The 16,527-nt window shown below is 60.2% G+C and carries 17 protein-coding genes; 8 read left to right on the top strand and 9 right to left on the bottom strand.

Annotation, left to right across the window (positions count from 1 at the left end; translation table 11 throughout):
* The first annotated feature begins 7 nt into the window (after positions 1-7).
* Entirely contained in the window at positions 8-781 is a 774-nt protein-coding gene (locus BLW70_RS19645) for an enoyl-CoA hydratase (protein WP_030131385.1), read from the top strand.
* A gap of 109 nt (positions 782-890) precedes the next feature.
* Here BLW70_RS19645 and BLW70_RS19640 read toward each other — a convergent pair whose 3' ends face one another.
* Together BLW70_RS19640 and BLW70_RS19635 are read right to left on the bottom strand one after the other, a co-directional pair.
* Positions 891-2,042 carry an acyl-CoA dehydrogenase family protein gene (locus BLW70_RS19640; RefSeq protein ID WP_074876732.1) on the bottom strand — a complete coding sequence of 384 codons (1,152 nt, stop codon included), beginning with the start codon at positions 2,040-2,042 and terminating at the stop codon, positions 891-893.
* 3 nt (positions 2,043-2,045) lie between these two features.
* Entirely contained in the window at positions 2,046-3,152 is a 1,107-nt protein-coding gene (locus BLW70_RS19635; RefSeq protein WP_074876731.1) for an enoyl-CoA hydratase/isomerase family protein, read from the bottom strand.
* A gap of 446 nt (positions 3,153-3,598) precedes the next feature.
* Between BLW70_RS19635 and BLW70_RS19630 the strand changes: the two genes are divergently transcribed.
* The 7 genes from BLW70_RS19630 (at position 3,599) to astA (ending at position 9,350) form a co-directional block, all read left to right on the top strand.
* Positions 3,599-4,378, top strand: a complete 780-nt coding sequence (locus BLW70_RS19630; protein WP_074876729.1) for a transporter substrate-binding domain-containing protein — start codon at positions 3,599-3,601, stop codon at positions 4,376-4,378.
* Positions 4,379-4,454: 76 nt separating this feature from the next.
* Positions 4,455-5,180 carry an ABC transporter permease gene (locus BLW70_RS19625; RefSeq protein WP_033054762.1) on the top strand — a complete coding sequence of 242 codons (726 nt, stop codon included), beginning with the start codon at positions 4,455-4,457 and terminating at the stop codon, positions 5,178-5,180.
* Positions 5,177-5,887 carry an ABC transporter permease gene (locus BLW70_RS19620; protein ID WP_074876727.1) on the top strand — a complete coding sequence of 237 codons (711 nt, stop codon included), beginning with the start codon at positions 5,177-5,179 and terminating at the stop codon, positions 5,885-5,887. Before BLW70_RS19625 ends, BLW70_RS19620 begins: the two co-directional genes overlap by 4 nt.
* A 56-nt stretch (positions 5,888-5,943) precedes the next feature.
* Positions 5,944-6,705, top strand: coding sequence for an ABC transporter ATP-binding protein (locus BLW70_RS19615; protein WP_074876725.1), 762 nt, complete (start codon positions 5,944-5,946; stop codon positions 6,703-6,705).
* A 12-nt stretch (positions 6,706-6,717) separates the two neighbouring features.
* Positions 6,718-7,197: an Lrp/AsnC family transcriptional regulator gene (locus tag BLW70_RS19610; RefSeq protein ID WP_074876723.1), complete on the top strand. Its 480-nt coding sequence runs from the start codon at positions 6,718-6,720 to the stop codon at positions 7,195-7,197.
* A gap of 183 nt (positions 7,198-7,380) precedes the next feature.
* Positions 7,381-8,319 carry a citrulline utilization hydrolase CtlX gene (ctlX, locus tag BLW70_RS19605; protein WP_074876721.1) on the top strand — a complete coding sequence of 313 codons (939 nt, stop codon included), beginning with the start codon at positions 7,381-7,383 and terminating at the stop codon, positions 8,317-8,319.
* The gene (astA, locus tag BLW70_RS19600; protein WP_074876719.1) at positions 8,316-9,350 is read left to right on the top strand and encodes an arginine N-succinyltransferase; all 1,035 of its coding nucleotides are present in this window, start codon (positions 8,316-8,318) and stop codon (positions 9,348-9,350) included. The genes ctlX and astA overlap by 4 nt, the downstream gene beginning before the upstream one ends.
* 131 nt (positions 9,351-9,481) lie before the next feature.
* Here the strand turns inward: astA and BLW70_RS19595 are convergent, their stop codons facing one another.
* The 7 genes from BLW70_RS19595 to BLW70_RS19565 all read right to left on the bottom strand — a co-directional run bounded on the left by BLW70_RS19595 (position 9,482) and on the right by BLW70_RS19565 (position 16,518).
* Positions 9,482-10,189 (bottom strand): HPP family protein, encoded by a 708-nt coding sequence (locus BLW70_RS19595; protein WP_074876717.1) that lies wholly within the window; start codon positions 10,187-10,189, stop codon positions 9,482-9,484.
* Between the two features lie 161 nt (positions 10,190-10,350).
* Complete coding sequence (locus BLW70_RS19590; protein ID WP_074876715.1) at positions 10,351-11,529, bottom strand: MFS transporter; 1,179 nt, start codon at positions 11,527-11,529, stop codon at positions 10,351-10,353.
* 16 nt (positions 11,530-11,545) lie between these two features.
* The gene (locus BLW70_RS19585; protein WP_167837240.1) at positions 11,546-13,018 is read right to left on the bottom strand and encodes an MmgE/PrpD family protein; all 1,473 of its coding nucleotides are present in this window, start codon (positions 13,016-13,018) and stop codon (positions 11,546-11,548) included.
* Entirely contained in the window at positions 13,015-13,902 is an 888-nt protein-coding gene (locus tag BLW70_RS19580; RefSeq protein WP_074876713.1) for a polysaccharide deacetylase family protein, read from the bottom strand. The genes BLW70_RS19585 and BLW70_RS19580 overlap by 4 nt, the downstream gene beginning before the upstream one ends.
* A complete protein-coding gene (locus tag BLW70_RS19575; RefSeq protein WP_074876711.1) occupies positions 13,895-14,743 on the bottom strand; it encodes a polysaccharide deacetylase family protein in 849 nt (282 codons plus the stop codon). The genes BLW70_RS19580 and BLW70_RS19575 overlap by 8 nt, the downstream gene beginning before the upstream one ends.
* Before the next feature lie 146 nt (positions 14,744-14,889).
* Positions 14,890-15,714: an ABC transporter substrate-binding protein gene (locus BLW70_RS19570; protein WP_074876709.1), complete on the bottom strand. Its 825-nt coding sequence runs from the start codon at positions 15,712-15,714 to the stop codon at positions 14,890-14,892.
* 39 nt (positions 15,715-15,753) lie between these two features.
* Entirely contained in the window at positions 15,754-16,518 is a 765-nt protein-coding gene (locus BLW70_RS19565) for an amino acid ABC transporter ATP-binding protein (protein WP_007934202.1), read from the bottom strand.
* Positions 16,519-16,527 lie beyond the last annotated feature (9 nt).

Below are 16,527 nucleotides of genomic sequence, written 5' to 3'. Positions count from 1 at the left end.
GTCATTTGTGAATTACGAAACGATTTTGCTGGAAACCCACGGCCGTGTGGGCCTGATTACCCTGAACCGCCCGCAAGCGCTGAATGCGTTGAACGCACAGATAGTCAGCGAGCTGAACCACGCCCTCGATGGCCTGGAAGCTGATTCGAACATCGGCTGCATCGTGCTCACCGGCTCAAAAAAAGCCTTTGCAGCCGGTGCCGACATCAAGGAAATGGCCGAGCTGACCTACCCGCAGATCTACCTCGACGACCTGTTCAGCGACAGCGATCGTGTGGCTAACCGCCGCAAGCCGATCATTGCCGCCGTCAACGGTTTCGCCTTGGGTGGTGGTTGTGAACTGGCGCTGATGTGCGACTTCATCCTGGCCGGCGACAATGCCAAGTTCGGTCAGCCGGAAATCAACCTCGGCGTACTGCCGGGCATGGGCGGCACCCAGCGCCTGACCCGCGCCGTGGGCAAGGCCAAGGCCATGGAAATGTGCCTCAGCGGTCGCTTGATCGATGCGGTGGAAGCGGAGCGTTGCGGGATTGTGGCGCGGATTGTTCCGGCTGATGAGTTGCTGGAGGAAGCGTTGAAAGTCGCGGCGTTGATTGCCAAGAAGTCGTTGCCGATTGCAATGATGATCAAGGAAAGCGTCAACCGCGCGTTTGAAGTGAGCCTGTCGGAAGGTGTGCGTTTTGAACGTCGGGTGTTCCATGCGGCGTTTGCCACACAGGATCAGAAAGAAGGGATGGCGGCGTTTATTGCCAAGCGTGAAGCCGAATTCCAAGGCAAGTGATGTAGCATTCTCACGGACGCCTTCGCGGGCAAGCCCGCTCCCACAAGGGATCTCATGAACACTGGAGATCCACTGTGGGAGCGAGCCTGCTCGCGATGCTTTTAAGGTTTCACACCAGGTAGTGCTTCAACTCCCGGGCAATCACCATCCGCTGTATCTCGCTCGACCCTTCATAAATCTGCGTAATCCGCGCATCCCGGTAGTAACGCTCCACCGGGTAATCCTCCAGATACCCGTACCCGCCGTGAATCTGCATCGCCGACGAACACACTTTCTCGGCCATTTCCGACGCAAACAATTTGGCCTGTGAAGCCTCCGACAGACACGGCTTGCCGGCACTGCGCAACCGCGCGGCATGCAGGATCAGCAGTCGTGCTGCGTTCAACCGGGTGTGCATATCAGCCAGCAGGTTGGCAATGCTCTGGTGCTCGATGATCGGCTTGTCGAACTGTACCCGATCCCGCGAATAGGCCAGCGCTGCTTCAAACGCCGCGCGAGCAATGCCCAGCGCTTGTGCCGCGATGCCGATGCGGCCGCCTTCGAGGTTCGACAGGGCAATCGCCAGTCCTTTGCCGCGCTCACCCAACAAATTGGCTTCAGGGATCGTGCAGTTGCTCAGGGTCACCGCGCAGGTATCAGACGCGCGAATGCCCATTTTGTGTTCGGTGCGATCAACGATGAAACCCGCGGTATCGGTCGGCACCAGGAACGCGGAGATGCCGCGCTTGCCCAGGTCCGGATCGGTCACCGCAAACACGATAGCCAGTTTCGCCCGTTTGCCATTGCTGACGAATTGCTTGGCGCCGTTGATCACCCACTGGCCGTCGCGCAGTTCGGCGCGGGTGCGCAGGTTGTGGGCTTCGGACCCAGCTTGGGGTTCGGTCAGGCAGAAGCAGCCGATGGCCTGACCGCTGGCCAGATCCGGCAGCCAGGTCTGTTTCTGTTCTTCGGTGCCGTAGTTGAGGACCGGACCGCAACCCACGGAGTTGTGAATGCTCATCAGTGCGCCAGTGGCGCCGTCACCGGCCGAAATCTCTTCCACGGCCAAGGCGTAGGCGACGTAGTCGACATAGGTGCCGCCCCATTCCTCGGGCACCACCATGCCCAGCAGACCGAGTTCGCCCATCTTCGCCACCAGACCGTCATCGATCCAGCCGGCCTTTTCCCAGGCCTGGGCGTGGGGGGCGATTTCGCCGCGGGCAAAGTCCCGGGCCATGTCGCGGATCATGACTTGCTCTTCGCTCAATTCGATATCGTGCATGGCTCAGCTCCCGCTTTGGTCAAAACCGCTGAAGAAACTCGCGACGTGCTCGGCGTCCAGCGCCGGCAAGGTCGGCGGGTTCCAGCGCGGCTTCTTGTCTTTGTCGATCAGCAAGGCGCGCACGCCTTCGATCAGGTCGCCGCGCTCGAACCACTGACGGTCCAGGTGCAGCTCAAGGGCGAAGCAGTCTTCAAGACTCAAGTGCCGACCACGACGGAGCATTTCCAGGGTCACGCCCATGGCCAGCGGTGAACGGCTTTCCAGCAGGTCGGCGGTGGTCATGGCCCACTCGTGGCTGTCGGCGACCGTTACTTCACGCAGTTGCTCAACAATACTCGGCACATCGGGCAGGGCGAAGAAGTGATCGATGGCCGGACGCAACGCGCTCAATGGCGCGTCGGGTAGCTGTTGCACCGCCAGTTTCGCCAGCAGACCTTGAAGGTCCTTCAACGGCGTTTCGTGCCATTCGAGTTGATCGAGTTGCTCGTCCAGCGTGCCCAGCTTGTCGCTTTCCAGGTACCAGTCGGCGAGGCCGCAATAGAGCGCATCGGCCGCACGGATCTGCACGCCGCTGACGCCGAGGTAAATCCCCAGTTCACCGGGAACGCGCGGCAGGAAATGGCTGCCACCGACATCTGGGAAATAACCGATCGCCACTTCCGGCATGGCCAGACGGCTTTTCTCGGTGACCACCCGCAAGTCGGCGCCTTGCACCAGGCCCATGCCGCCGCCCAGGACAAAACCGTCCATCAAGGCGAGCACAGGTTTGCGGTAATGATGAATCGCGAGGTCGAGGGCGTATTCCTCGACGAAGAAATCTTCGTGCAGCGTGTCGCCGTTTTTAAAGCTGTCGTACAGCGAACGGATGTCGCCGCCAGCACAGAACGCCTTCTCGCCAGCACCGCGCAACACCACCGCGTGTACGTGCGGATCCAGTGCCCAGGCGTCGAGCTGACGCTGCAGGTTACGCACCATGTTCAGGGTAATGGCGTTGAGGCCGGCGGGGCGATTGAGGGTCAGGTGACCGATGTGGTTGCGAACCTCGGCCAGCACTTCGTTTTGCGTGGCATCCATGGACGAAGTCCGCGGAGAAGAAACCTGAGCAGTCATCACTAACTCCCTGCTTTTATTGTTCTTTATAGAGAAGCTCGCGCGCGAGCGATGCTGGATCGTAACAGTGCAAATTTGTGATGTACAACCGGCATATGTGCAGGTCTTGCCTGCATTTTTGTAATGGCGGTGGAGAATTCCTTTCTGAATACCGCCGTGGGCCGGGCTCACGACAGATTCGGCTGTCAAAACAGCCTTATCAGCGCAATCCGGGTGTCTACACCGGCCCGTACGACACCTGTACCCGCTCATCTCTTGGCATTCTGGCCTCGGGTTTGAAGCCTTCTGCCGAGGGTTTCAGGCCGGGTGCCGCTGAGTGCGGCCCACCGTGCAAAACAATAAGAACGCTGTTGCGGTGTTAGCCGCATCGACTCTCTGTTCCTGCCCATAAAGGTGGCCGGGTTAGCCTGGCCGCGATAATTCCAAATAAATCGGGATTCAAGAAGATGAAGACTAGATGGCTGAGCTTGTCGGCAATCGCATTGCTGTGCTGCACCACCGGCGCCAGTGCCAAGGAATGGAAGGAGCTGCGATTCGGCGTCAACCCGAGCTACCCGCCTTTTGAATCCTCCACCGCCGATGGCGGCGTGCAGGGCTTTGGCGTGGATTTGGGCAATGCGATCTGCGCCGAATTGAAGGTTAAATGCGTGTGGGTCAGCAATGACTTCGACGGGCTGATTCCGGCGCTCAAGGCGGGCAAGTTCGATGCCATCGAATCGTCGATGACCGTGACCGATGCGCGCAAAAAACAGATCGACTTCACCGACCGCCTGTATGCAGGGCCGACCGCCATCGTCACTCGCAAGGATTCCGGGCTGTTGCCCACCGCCGAGTCGCTGCAGGGCAAGACCATCGGTTACATGCAGGGCACGATCCAGGAAACCTACGCCAAGGCCAAGTTGGGGCCGGGCGGTGTGAAACTGCGGGCCTATCAGAATCAGGATCAGGTCTACGCCGACCTGGTATTTGGCCGTCTCGACGCCTCGATCCAGGACAAGATGCAGGCGCAAATGAGCTTTTTGACTTCCCCTCAAGGTGCTGACTTCAAGAACAGTGAAGGCATCAGCGACCCGTTGGTCCCCTCCGACATCGCCATCGGCGTGCGCAAGGGCAACGAAGAACTCAAAGGCATGCTCAATGCCGCCATCAAGGCCCTGCATGACAAGGGTATCTACGCGCAGATCCAGCAGAAACACTTCGGCGATCTGGACCTCTACAACTACTGATCCCCGCGCCCCAAAGGCTGCGTCCTGGTGACAGGCGCAGCGCTTGCGCGCGGGCGCCTCAAGACAGGTGACTGACGTGAACTCCTTCCTGAATCTGATCGGGGTCGATCTCTCGGCCCTGCAAGGCTATGGCCCATTGTTGCTGCATGGCACCTGGGTCACGCTGAAATTGTCAGCGCTCTCGCTGCTGGTGAGCATGGCGCTGGGCCTGCTCGGCGCGGCAGCGAAACTGTCGCCGCTGAAGCTGTTGAACCTGCCGGCAACCTTCTACACGACGCTGATTCGCGGGGTGCCGGACCTGGTGCTGATGCTGCTGATTTTCTACAGCCTGCAAGGCTGGCTGAGCAGCCTGACCGAAGCCATGGACTGGCCCTACATGGAAATCGATCCGTTCGTGGCCGGGGTCATCACCCTTGGTTTTATCTACGGCGCGTATTTCACCGAGACCTTTCGCGGGGCGATTCTGAGTGTACCGCGCGGCCAGCAGGAAGCCGCCGCGTGTTTTGGCCTGAACCGCTGGCAGCGATTCCGCTTCGTGGTGTTCCCGCAAATGATGCGTTTTGCCTTGCCAAGCCTGGGCAATAACTGGCTGGTACTGCTCAAGGCCACGGCGCTGGTGTCGATCATCGGGTTGTCGGACCTGGTCAAAGTCGCGCAGGAAGCGGGTAAAAGCACCTTCAACATGCTCGATTTCCTGCTGCTGGCAGCCGCGTTGTATTTGCTGATCACCAGCGCTTCGAACTACGTTTTGCGCGTGTTGGAACGGCGCTACAACCAGGGTGTGCGGGGGATGGCACGATGATCGAGTTGATTGCCGAATACTGGAAACCCTTTCTGTTCAGCGACGGCTACAGCCTCACCGGGTTGGCCATGACCTTGTGGCTGCTGGTGGCGAGCATTGTGATGGGGTTCTTCCTGTCGCTGCCATTGGCGATCATGCGAACCTCGCGCTGGGGCCTGCTGCGCTGGCCGGTTCAGCTGTTCACTTATGTGTTTCGCGGCACGCCGCTGTATATCCAGTTGCTGATTTGCTACAGCGGGATCTACGGCATCGCGGTGGTGCGCTCGCAACCGTTGCTCGAAGCATTTTTCCGCGATGCGATGAATTGCACCTTGCTCGCGTTCACGCTCAACACCTGCGCCTACACCGTGGAAATCTTCGCTGGGGCAATTCGCAGCATTCCCTACGGTGAAATCGAGGCCGCCCACGCGTATGGCTTGAGCGGTTGGCGCCTGTACCTGCGGCTGATTCTGCCTTCGGCGTTGCGCCGGGCATTGCCGTATTACAGCAACGAAGTGATCCTGATGTTGCACGCGACCTCAGTGGCGTTCACCGCCACCATTCCAGACATCCTCAAAGTCGCCAGGGACGCCAATGCCGCGACCTTCATGACGTTCCAGGCCTTCGGCATTGCCGGGCTGCTGTACCTCGCGCTGTCGTTCGGCCTGGTCGGCGCCTTCCGGTTCGCAGAGAAGCGTTGGCTGGGTTTTCTCGGCCCGACTCACTAAATCCCATTTTCTGTCCAGAGCGGTGCCGCCAGGCCTGCCGCTCCAGGAGTGCTGACATGTACAAACTCACGGTTGAAAATCTGTATAAACGTTTTGGTGACAACGAAGTGCTCAAGGGCGTCTCGTTGAATGCACGGGCAGGCGATGTGGTGAGCATGATCGGCGCCAGCGGTTCGGGTAAAAGCACGATGCTGCGCTGCATCAACTTTCTGGAACGCGCGGACGAAGGCGCCATTGAACTGGACGGCGAGCGCGTGATCACGCGCCCGGGTGCCGGTGGCATGCGCGTCGCTCATCCGGCGCAATTGCAGCGTCTGCGCACGCGCCTGGCAATGGTGTTCCAGCATTTCAATTTGTGGAGCCATCTGACGGTGCTGGAGAACATCGTGCTGGCGCCGTGCCGGGTGTTGGGGATCAGCCGCAAGGCCGCCGAAGAAAGTGCGCGGGCTTACCTGGACAAGGTCGGTCTGGCGCAACGAGTGGCCGATCAATACCCGGCGTTTCTGTCCGGTGGCCAGCAACAACGGGTGGCGATCGCACGTGCCCTGGCGGTGGAACCGGAGATTCTGTTGTTCGACGAGCCGACCTCGGCACTCGATCCGGAATTGGTGGGTGAGGTGCTGAAGGTCATTCAGGCCCTGGCCGAGGAAGGCCGTACCATGTTGATGGTGACCCACGAAATGGGGTTTGCCCGTCAGGTTTCCAGCCAGGTGTTGTTTTTGCATCAGGGAAAGGTCGAGGAGCAGGGTGATGCTACGATCCTCGACCAGCCAAAAAGTGAACGTTTGCAGCAATTCCTATCGGGTCGTTTGAAGTGAGGCAAGACGTACATGGCGGATATCCGCGATCTGTCGATCGTGCTTGATCGTATCGATCAGGCAATCATCGAAGTGTTGCGCCACGAAGGGCGCATCACTTATCAAAAGCTTTCCGAGCGCGTCCATCTCACGCCCAGACCGTGCCTGGAACGGGTGCGCAAACTCGAACAGCTCGGGGTCATTCGTGGGTATGGCGCGATTCTCGATGAAAAGAAACTGACGCCAGGCTTGTCGTTGCTGGTGTTGGTGGCGTTGTCGAACCAGAGCGGGCGCGCGGCGCAGAAGGCGTTCGAAGCCAAGGTCCGCGCCTGCCCGCAGGTGATGGAATGTCAGTTGATCAGCGGCGCGTTCGACTACAGCTTGCGCATGCGTTGCCGGGACATGGAGCACTATCGGGTGCTGACCGAAGTCTGGTTCGATGACCCGGAATTGCACATCGACAAACTGGTCAGCCATCCGGAACTGGCGATGGTCAAGACCACGATGGAATAGGTTTGGCAGAACAAAAAATCGCAGCTTCGGGCTGCGATTTTTTTTGTGTTCAGCTCCGCCGAATCGGCTGGGCCACACACGTTTTTCAGCCGTTTCCATCACGCCGCAGACACTTATCAACCGGGTTTTCCAGCCTGCGAAACAGACAATGAGTACCTCTCAGCCCTCATTGAATCTGTGCCCATGCAAACCACCAATACCGTTTTGATGATTCGCCCGACACGTTTCTCCTTCAATCAGGACACGGCGGCGAACAACCGTTTCCAGCAGCCGGCCGCCGTCAGCGAAGACGTGCAGCAAAAGGCGTTGCAAGAGTTCGATGGCTACGTTGCAGCGCTGCGTCAGCACGGTGTCGAGGTCAGGGTGCACAACGACCGCGAAGCGCCGCATACCCCGGATTCGATCTTCCCTAACAATTGGTGGAGCAGCCATCCCGACGGCACCTTGGTGCTGTACCCGATGCAGGGCCACAACCGGCGTTTGGAACGGGACAAAGGCGTGCTCGACTGGCTGCGGGACGAGTACCGGGTGGAACAGTTGCTGGACCTTTCCAGCCTCGAACAGCAGGAAGTGTTCCTCGAAGGCACCGGTAGCATGGTGCTGGATCGTCAGCAGCGAATTTGCTACGCCGGTTACTCCACCCGCACCCATGCCCGCGCTCTGGACCAGGTGGTCAGTCATTTGGGTTACGAACTGTGCGCCTTCAACGCGGTGGACCGTCAGGGCGTCGCGATTTACCACACCAACGTGATGATGAGTGTCGGCACACGCCTGGCCGTGGCCTGCCTGACGTCAGTCACGCACCCGGCCGAACGCCTGGCCCTGCGTAAACGCCTGGAAGACAGCGGCAAACAGGTGATTGCCCTGAGCTGGGAACAACTGGAATCTTTCGCCGGCAACATGCTGGAAGTCCACAACGCTGCGGGCGAACCCTTGCTGGTGATGTCGCGCACGGCCTGGCAATCGCTGGATGCCGCCCAACGTCGTTTGATCGAAACCCACGCCACGCCGCTCCCCGTGAACATCGACACCATCGAACGCATCGGTGGCGGCAGCGCGCGCTGCATGTTGGCCGAAGTCTTTCTGTCCAAACACCGGGCTACCCAGGAGCAAATGCAATGATCGTTCGTCCAGCCACACCGGCAGACCTGTCGGCACTGTTAGCCCTGGCCCATAGCGCCGGAACCGGCTTGACCACCTTGCCTGCCGACGCGGGGCGTCTGCGCCAGCGTCTGGAGTGGGCAGCGAAGACCTTCGCCGGCGAAGCCGAACGCGCCGATGCCGATTACCTGTTTGTGCTTGAGAATGACCAGCATGAAGCCATCGGCATCTGCGCACTGGCCGGGGCCGTCGGCCTGCGCGAGCCCTGGTACAACTACCGACTGGGCCTGTTTGTCGCGGCCTCGAAAAACCTCGGGATCAATCAGCAACTGCCGACGTTGTTCCTCGGTAACGACATGACCGGTCACTCAGAACTGTGTTCACTGTTTCTGCATGCCGATCACCGCAGCGGTCTGAACGGGCGCTTGCTGTCCAAGGCGCGGTTCCTGTTTCTGGCGGAATTTCGTCAGCACTTCGGTGAGAAAGTCATCGCCGAGATGCGTGGCTACTCGGACGAAGAGGGCATTTCACCGTTCTGGGAAGGCCTGGGTCGGCACTTCTTCAAGATGGACTTTGCCGATGCCGACTACCTCACAGGGCTGGGCAACAAAACCTTCATCGCCGAGCTGATGCCCAAGTTTCCGCTGCCCACCTGCCTGTTGCCTGAAGCGGCGCGAACCGTCATCGGGCGGGTTCACCCCAATACCGAACCGGCGTTGGGGATGCTCAAGGCTGAAGGATTCGAGCACCGCGACTACATCGACATCTTCGACGGCGGCCCGCTGATCGAATGCGCCACCGGGGATATCCGTGCGGTGCGCGACAGCCAGGTGCTGCAACTGAGCATTGGCACACCGGGGGAGCAGGCGGCGACTTACCTGATTCATAACCGTCAATTTGCCGAGTGCCGGATTATCGCGGCACCGGCGCGGGTGGCTGCCGGGACGTTGATTGTCGATGCGGCAACTGCGAAGAGTTTGGGATTGAGTGTCGGGTCATCGGTGCGCGCGGTGAGTCTGGCGGTGCCGGTGCGGCAACAGTCAGCAGCCTGAACAGATTTTTGGGTTGGCGCTGAACCTGTGGGAGCGAGCCTGCTCGCGATGGGGCGCTGTCAGTCAATATTGATTTGTATGACACACCGCCTTCGCGAGCAGGCTCGCTCCAACAGGGGATCTTTGTTTCTTCAGGTTCTACCGCTGAGGACTTCACCAATGCTGCGCCGTTTGGCATGCAACTCACTGGCATGGATCAGCTGTTCAAGGTCTTCGGGGGTGACGTCGTAGAAGGCCTCCATGTCGGCAAGGGCCAGTTTCAGATCCGCGGCAGTGATCGCCTGGCTGTCGGTGGGCGGGCGGTCGGCCGGCACGATGGACGCCGGTTCGCTGGCGCGTTTTGGGTAACGAATACGGGTCAGGTTGTTGTAGGCCAGGGCGCTGAGCAGCATGGTCGAGCCGCTGAGCATCACCGGGCCGAGGGCTTTCCAGTCCAGGGCAATGGTCGCCGGGTCTGCCAATACCAACAGCAACGCCAAGGCCCCGGCCGGTGGGTGCAGGCAACGCAGCCAGCACATCAGAATCAGCGCCATGCCCGCCGCCAGGCAAGCGCTGCCAAGGGTTCGCCCGAGCACGTGAGCGACCAGCAGTGAAACCACTCCAGCGCTGAGGTAGCCGCCGAGAATCGACCAGGGCTGGGCAAGGGCGCCGGAGGACACTGCGAACAGCAACACGGCCGATGCGCCCAGTGGACCGATCAGGTGTTGCGCCACTTGCATGCCGAATACCTGGCTGCAGAGCCAGACGCTGAACATCGTGCCCAAGGACATGCCGATCGCGGCGCGACTCCATTCGGAGGGGCGGGTGTTGATGGCAGCGGGAAACCAGCGAGCAAACATGAGGCAGACGATCCGTTGAAAAAAAACCGAGGCAAAAAAAAGGCTTAGCTGGGATACCCAGAAAGCCCTTGAAGTTGTTCCAACTATTGGGGGAGGAACGAGGCACAGTGTGCCGCTCATTCCCGATGCTGACAAATTCATATTAATGCAGTTTTAGTGCATTAATTTTGCTGTAAAGCCACCCGGCGACCGCTCATGAAACACAGGAATCCGCCCATCGCGGTCAGTGCGCTCAAGGCATAAAACATCGTTGGCGCTGGGGTGTGCATCAGCAGGAAACCGCAAATCACCGGGCTCAGTGCACCGCCGAGGGCTGCGAGGTTTTGCGCGCCGTAATAACTGCCGCGCAGCTCTTCCGGCGCCAGGGTGTCAACGAAGAGGAATTCGGCCGGGTAAATGATCATTTCACCGAGGGTGAAGATGAACATGGCCACGCACCAGCTCACAAGGCTGTCGGCCAGGCTGAAGCCGATCAAACCGACGATGAACAGGCTGGTACCGCCCGCGATCCAGTAACGCAATTGTTCGCGCTTGAGGAAACGGCCGATCTGGTATTGCAGCAGGATCACGCTGATCGCATTGCAGGCGAGCAGGGCGGCCATGGTTTCCAGTGCCCGTTTGGTGTCTTGAGTCACCAACAGGTATTGCGACAGGTACAGGGTGAAACGGCCATGGACCACGGTGCTGAGCAGGCAGCCGCAGGTGAACATGATCAGCGTGCGATCGTTTTTCAGGGTGATCAGGGTCTTGAGAAAACTCGTTGGCTGGCCAATCGCGGGAGCCTGGGCCGAATCCTTCGGTATTCCGATCATCAGGAAAATACTGAAGAACGCGATGCCGCCCGCGATCAGGAACGGTGCTATCGGATACACGCCGGCAATCACCACGCCCAGCATCGGGCCGGTGGCGTAGCCGATGTTGGTCAAGGTGTAGCGCAGGGAAAACGCCTTGGCGCGCTGGCCCACGGGCAGGTTTTCGCTGAGGATCGCCTTTGAACCGATCAGGAACAGTGCCGAGGCGGTTTCGGTGATGACCAGGGTGGCGGTGGTCAGGTAGAGGTTGTCGGCGAAGGTCAGCAGCACGAAGCCGATGGCGCTGGAGAGCATCGCCAGGATCAACAGTCGGCGCTTCTCGAGGCGGTCGATGATGTAACCGCCGTAGAGCGCGAGCAGGGTGGCGATGAACACCGCAATGCCCAGCAGCAAGCCGACATCCTGTTGGTTGAGGCCAAGTTTGTTGCTCAGGAACAGCGTCAGCAGCGGGCTGGTGATGGCGCGGCTGACGACGATGGTCAGCGAAACGATCATCAACCGGCGGATAACGAGTGAGTAAGTGGCCACGGTGGTGCAAATATCCTTATTTAATGTTCTCTGAGTGATCGTACCCACGTCGAGGCGTCGAACCGTCTGCGTGGGAATGCCTTACCGGACGCTCTGCGTCCGCTTTTGGGACGCGGAGCGTCCCGGGCTGCATTCCCACGCGGAGCGTGGGAACGATCAGTGCCTCGACAGATTCCAGCTCTTCAACCCGCCACAACTGCTCAAGCAGTTCTGCCGCTTGCCCCCGCGGCATCACCCGCAACGCCAGGCTGAAAAACTTATCCTTCAGCGCCGCATCACTCAACGGATTGCCCGGCGCACCCAATGGCGGGTCGACACACAGGCTCGCCTGCCGACCGTCCACGGTCCGCACGCTGACGATGGGCTCGCCATCCTCTGACAGTTGCGGATCCACTTCAAGACGGATGCGCGACATCCAGTGAGCAATCCGAGGATCGCCCCGTTGTTCATCGTCATACGCCTCCAGCCGGCAATGCCCCTGCACCAGCCGGGCTGCGAGGGCATACGGCAGGCTCATCTGCGCCGCCGCCAGCGTACCGACGTCGCGCCCGCCGCACATGCCCTGAAGAAACCCGCACAACGACACCTGAACATCTTCGACTTGATCTGCGCTGACCTGCAGCTGATCCAGCAACAGCCCCAGCGCATCGATGGCGGAATGCGTTCCGCGACATGCGGCGTAGGGTTTAATCGAACAGCGAGCAAGTTTCCATACGACGCCCAGATCGGCATCCAACGCGTCAGGTTGTGCAGTCTCGCCTGCCAGGGTTTTCAGAAACCCGCCCCAGACATCATCGAACAACTTCGTCGGCCCGGTGATGCCTCGTTGGGCAAATCGCGCCGCCAGCAATCCACCCTCGGCGGCACGACCGCTGTGAAGTTTTTTACTTTGCGAACCGTCGTGGATAAACGCCCACAACCCTCCACTGAAACTGCCGGCAATGCCCAGCGCCGAGACGGTTTGCGCGGTATCCAGTCCAAGAATTCGCGCACTGGCCGCCGCCGCACCGAACACGCCGCAGGTGGCGGTGGAGTGCCAGCCGGCGCCGTTGTGGGCTGAATAGCTGCCACAGGCTTCGAGCACCCGGCGGCCGATTTCGTAGCCGATTACCACAGCGGTGATCAGCTCCCGGCCATTCACCGATTGTCCAGACATCGACACCGCCGCCATGACTGCCGGCAGCACCACCGCGCCGGAGTGGTCGCAACCACCGGTGTCGTCCAGTTCCAGGGCATGGGCGGCGACACCATTGAGCAGGGCGGCCTGGGCCGCGCCAGTGCGTTGATCGGTGCCCCAGATCAGCGTGTTCCCGACCTCACCGTCGAAGACCTGCCGTGCCTGCTTCGCGACATCACTGCCAGCCCCGGCCAGGGTCGCGCCGAAGGTGTCGAGTATGTGTCGCTTGGCTTGGGTCACCAGTGCGGGCGGCAAGTCTTCGAATCGGCTGTCGACGCAGAACTGCGCCAATCGCTGCATCCGCTCACTCATACGAGGTAATCCCGATAATGCCGCTCATACACGGCCGCCGGATGGTCCTCGGTCACCTGTCGCGCCGATTCGGCCCACCATTGAGCAACGTCGGCGCCTGTGGCAATCCACACGTCGTCGTGCTGTTGAATCCCCTCCAGCAACTCGCGCAACACGCCAATCCGCCCGGGTGTCGCAATGATTTCCGGGTGCAGTCGCAGCACATAACACAGGCCGAATCGGTGAAACCCGGCAAAATCCAGTTGCAGGTTGCCCAGGGTATGGCTGTAAGAGGCGATCCGCGATTGCGCCGGTGGCACGGCCGGGCTCAGGTTGAAGGCGAAGTAGGGTTCGTCTTCCAGTTCGTAGTGCAATGGCAACTCGATGACGTCGGACGCCGTCGGATGAGCGAATGGCAAATCATCGCCACGCCACGATGAGGACCAGCGAATGCCGTGATCCTTCAACGCTTCGATGAAGCCCGGTGCACCGTTGCCGGCCGGGATGCGAAAGCCTGTTGGACGCTGGCCAGTCAGCGTGGTCAACGCCTCGCAGCCTTTGGCAATCTCGGCGCTTTGTTCGTTGAGGCTCAGGGTGTCGTAGTGCTGGTGGCGATACCCGGCGCAGGCGATCTCATGTCCACCGGCCTGGATTGCCCGAATGTGCCCGGGGTTTTCCTCGGCGACGATCCCGGGCACAAACCAGCTGCTGGAAACCCCCAGTTCTTCGAATAAACCGAGCAAACGGTCGACGCCGCGTTGGGTGCCATAGCGCCAGACCGACAGCGTCTTGTCGCGCCCGGCGACCTCCGGGGCCTGGGTGAGGATGCCGTGGATGTCGTTGTAATCGACGGTCAGTACCACGGCGCAGCGGTAGCCTTTGGGCCAGACAGTGGAATCAGTCATGGTGATGCTCCTTCAGCCACCACTGGGCGACATCGCGGCAGGTGGCGAACCACACGTCATCGCGCTGGCGCATGTGTTCGAAGAGTTTTTCCAGCAGCAGGATGCGTCCCGGTTTGCCGGTGATCTTGGGGTGGAACAGGGTGGTCAGGCACAGTCCTTCGTTCATGGCGCCGTCGTATTCGCGGCACCAGTTATCGAGGGTCAGTGCGTAGCTGGCGGTGCGGTCCAGCCCGGAAGGAAAGTCCGGCGCGCGGGTGTAGGCGAGGGAGGCGTAGTCGTCCATTTCCCAGCGGCCGGGGATTTCCACCAGCGGCGTGTCGTGCCCCGGTACTTTCACCAGGTATGGCCGGTCATCGCCGCGCATGCTGCTGGAGTAGGTCACGCCAGCCTCCACCAGCATCGCCGGGGTTTCGGCCCGCCAGTCACCGGACGGGGTGCGAAACCCTTCGGCGCGGATGTTCAGGTGTTTCCAGAACACCTCGCGGGATTTGTTCATCACGTCCTTTTGCTGTTCCAGCGTCAGGGCGTAAAAGGATTCGTGTTTGTAGCCGTGGTAGGCCACTTCATGCCCGCGCTCGACAATCGCCTGGCACTGTTTCGGCCAGTTCTCCACGACCCAGGCCGGGACGAAAAACGTCGTCGGGATTTGGTACGCGTCGAGCACATCGAGGATGCGGGGCAAGGCGCGGTAAGGGCCGTAACCGCCGAAACCGAAGTACTCGGGCTTGCGCCAGATCGAGCCGTTGAGCATGGCATCGCCGGTCGGACCGTCGAGGTCGAAGGCCAGGGCGAGGCAGGCTTTGTGCTGGTCGGGCCAGTTGGGTTGTGGCAAGGAGGACATGTGGTGCTCCAACTATTCATAAATAAACACCGAACCCTGTGGGAACGAGCCGGCTCGCGATTGGGCTGGCACATTCAACATCCCTTTCGCCTGACAGACCGCTATCGCGAGCAGGCTCGCTCCCACAAAGGCATCACGCCGATCCCTTATTTCCCGGCGTTAATGGTCACAGTCTTGATCGCCCCCAGTTCCAGGTCCCACTTTTTCAGGATCGCCTGGTAGCTGCCGTCATCCACCATGCTCTGCAACGCGACCTTCACCGCCTCGCTCAGCTCAGGCTTTTTCTTGCTCACGCCCAGCCCGGTGAACTGCTTGGAGATCGGCAGGCCCACGGTTTTGTACATGTCCTTTTCCTGAGTCTTCAGGTAGGACAGGGTCTCGCTGCCCTGCATGGCCGCGTCGATACGGCTCTGACGCAATTGCGCGCGGGCATCGGCGGAGCCTTCGGTGCCGATCACGTTGATCGCAGGCTTGCCGGCGGCTTCGCAATTGGCCTTGCTCCACTCGGCGATTTCAGCCGGGAAGGTGGTGCGGCGGCTGGTGCCGACTTTTTTGCCGCACAGGTCGATGATCTCGTTGAAATCCTTGTTTTTCTGCAAGGTGTAGAACTGCGGACCACTGGTGAAGTAGTCGACGAAGGTCACGCTGGCCTGACGTTCGGCGGTGTCGGTCATGCCCGACAGCACCATGTCCACACGGTCGGTGGTCAGCGCATTGATCATTTGCTCGAAGCCGGTTTCCTGCCATTTGATCTTCACGCCCAGACGTTCGGCCAAGGCATTGCCCAGGTCGTAGTCAAGACCGGTGAGGGTGTTGGTGGCCGGGTCCTTGAAGTCCATCGGCGGGTAGTTCGGCATGATCGCGACCACGACCTCGCCTTTTTCCTTGATGCTGGCCGGTAGTTCGGCGGCCCAGGTGAAGCCGGAAGCCATAACGCCTGCGAGTACTGCTGGGATAACAATGTTCTTCATGGTCGTTCTCTTATGAGTGTTGTGAGCGCCAAAGGACGCTTAGGTTCGAACGGCAGAAATGAAGCTTTGGGTGCGCGGGTTTTGCGGACTTATTAGTATTTCTTCGGGGCTTCCAGCCTCCACGATCTGCCCGCCGTCCATGAACACCATGCGGTTGGACACTTCGCGAGCGAAGCCCAGTTCATGGGTGACGACGATCATGGTCATGCCGGTTTGCGCGAGGTCACGCATCACCGACAGCACCTCACCGACCAGTTCCGGGTCGAGTGCCGAAGTGGGCTCATCGAACAGCATCAGCTTGGGCCGCATGGCCAGTGCACGGGCAATGGCGACGCGTTGTTGCTGACCACCCGAGAGTTCGATCGGGTAGCTGTTGCGCTTGTCGGCCAGGCCGACGCGAGCGAGCAATTCCAAGGCTTCCTCGTGCGCCTCCTTGGGCGAACGCTTGAGCACCTGGCATGGCCCTTCGATGATGTTTTGCAGCACAGTCATGTGCGGGAACAGGTTGAAGCGCTGGAACACCATGCCGGTGGCCAGGCGTTGACGGGCGATCTGCGACTCGTTGAGTTCGTGCAGCTTGTTGCCGACGATCCGGTAACCCACCAGTTCGCCATCGACCCAAAGACCGCCCTTGTCGATTTTTTCCAGCTGATTCACGCAGCGCAGCAGGGTGCTTTTGCCGGAGCCGGACGGGCCGATGATGCACAGCACTTCGCCTTGCTCGACTTCGATGTTGATGTCCTTGAGCGCGTGGAAATGGTCGTAGTACTTGTTCAGGCTCACGGCCTTGACGATGCTTCTCATGTGGGGCTC

Source organism: Pseudomonas frederiksbergensis, assembly GCF_900105495.1.
Taxonomy (GTDB): domain Bacteria; phylum Pseudomonadota; class Gammaproteobacteria; order Pseudomonadales; family Pseudomonadaceae; genus Aquipseudomonas; species Aquipseudomonas frederiksbergensis.
This window is presented reverse-complemented; position numbering and strand designations above follow the sequence as displayed.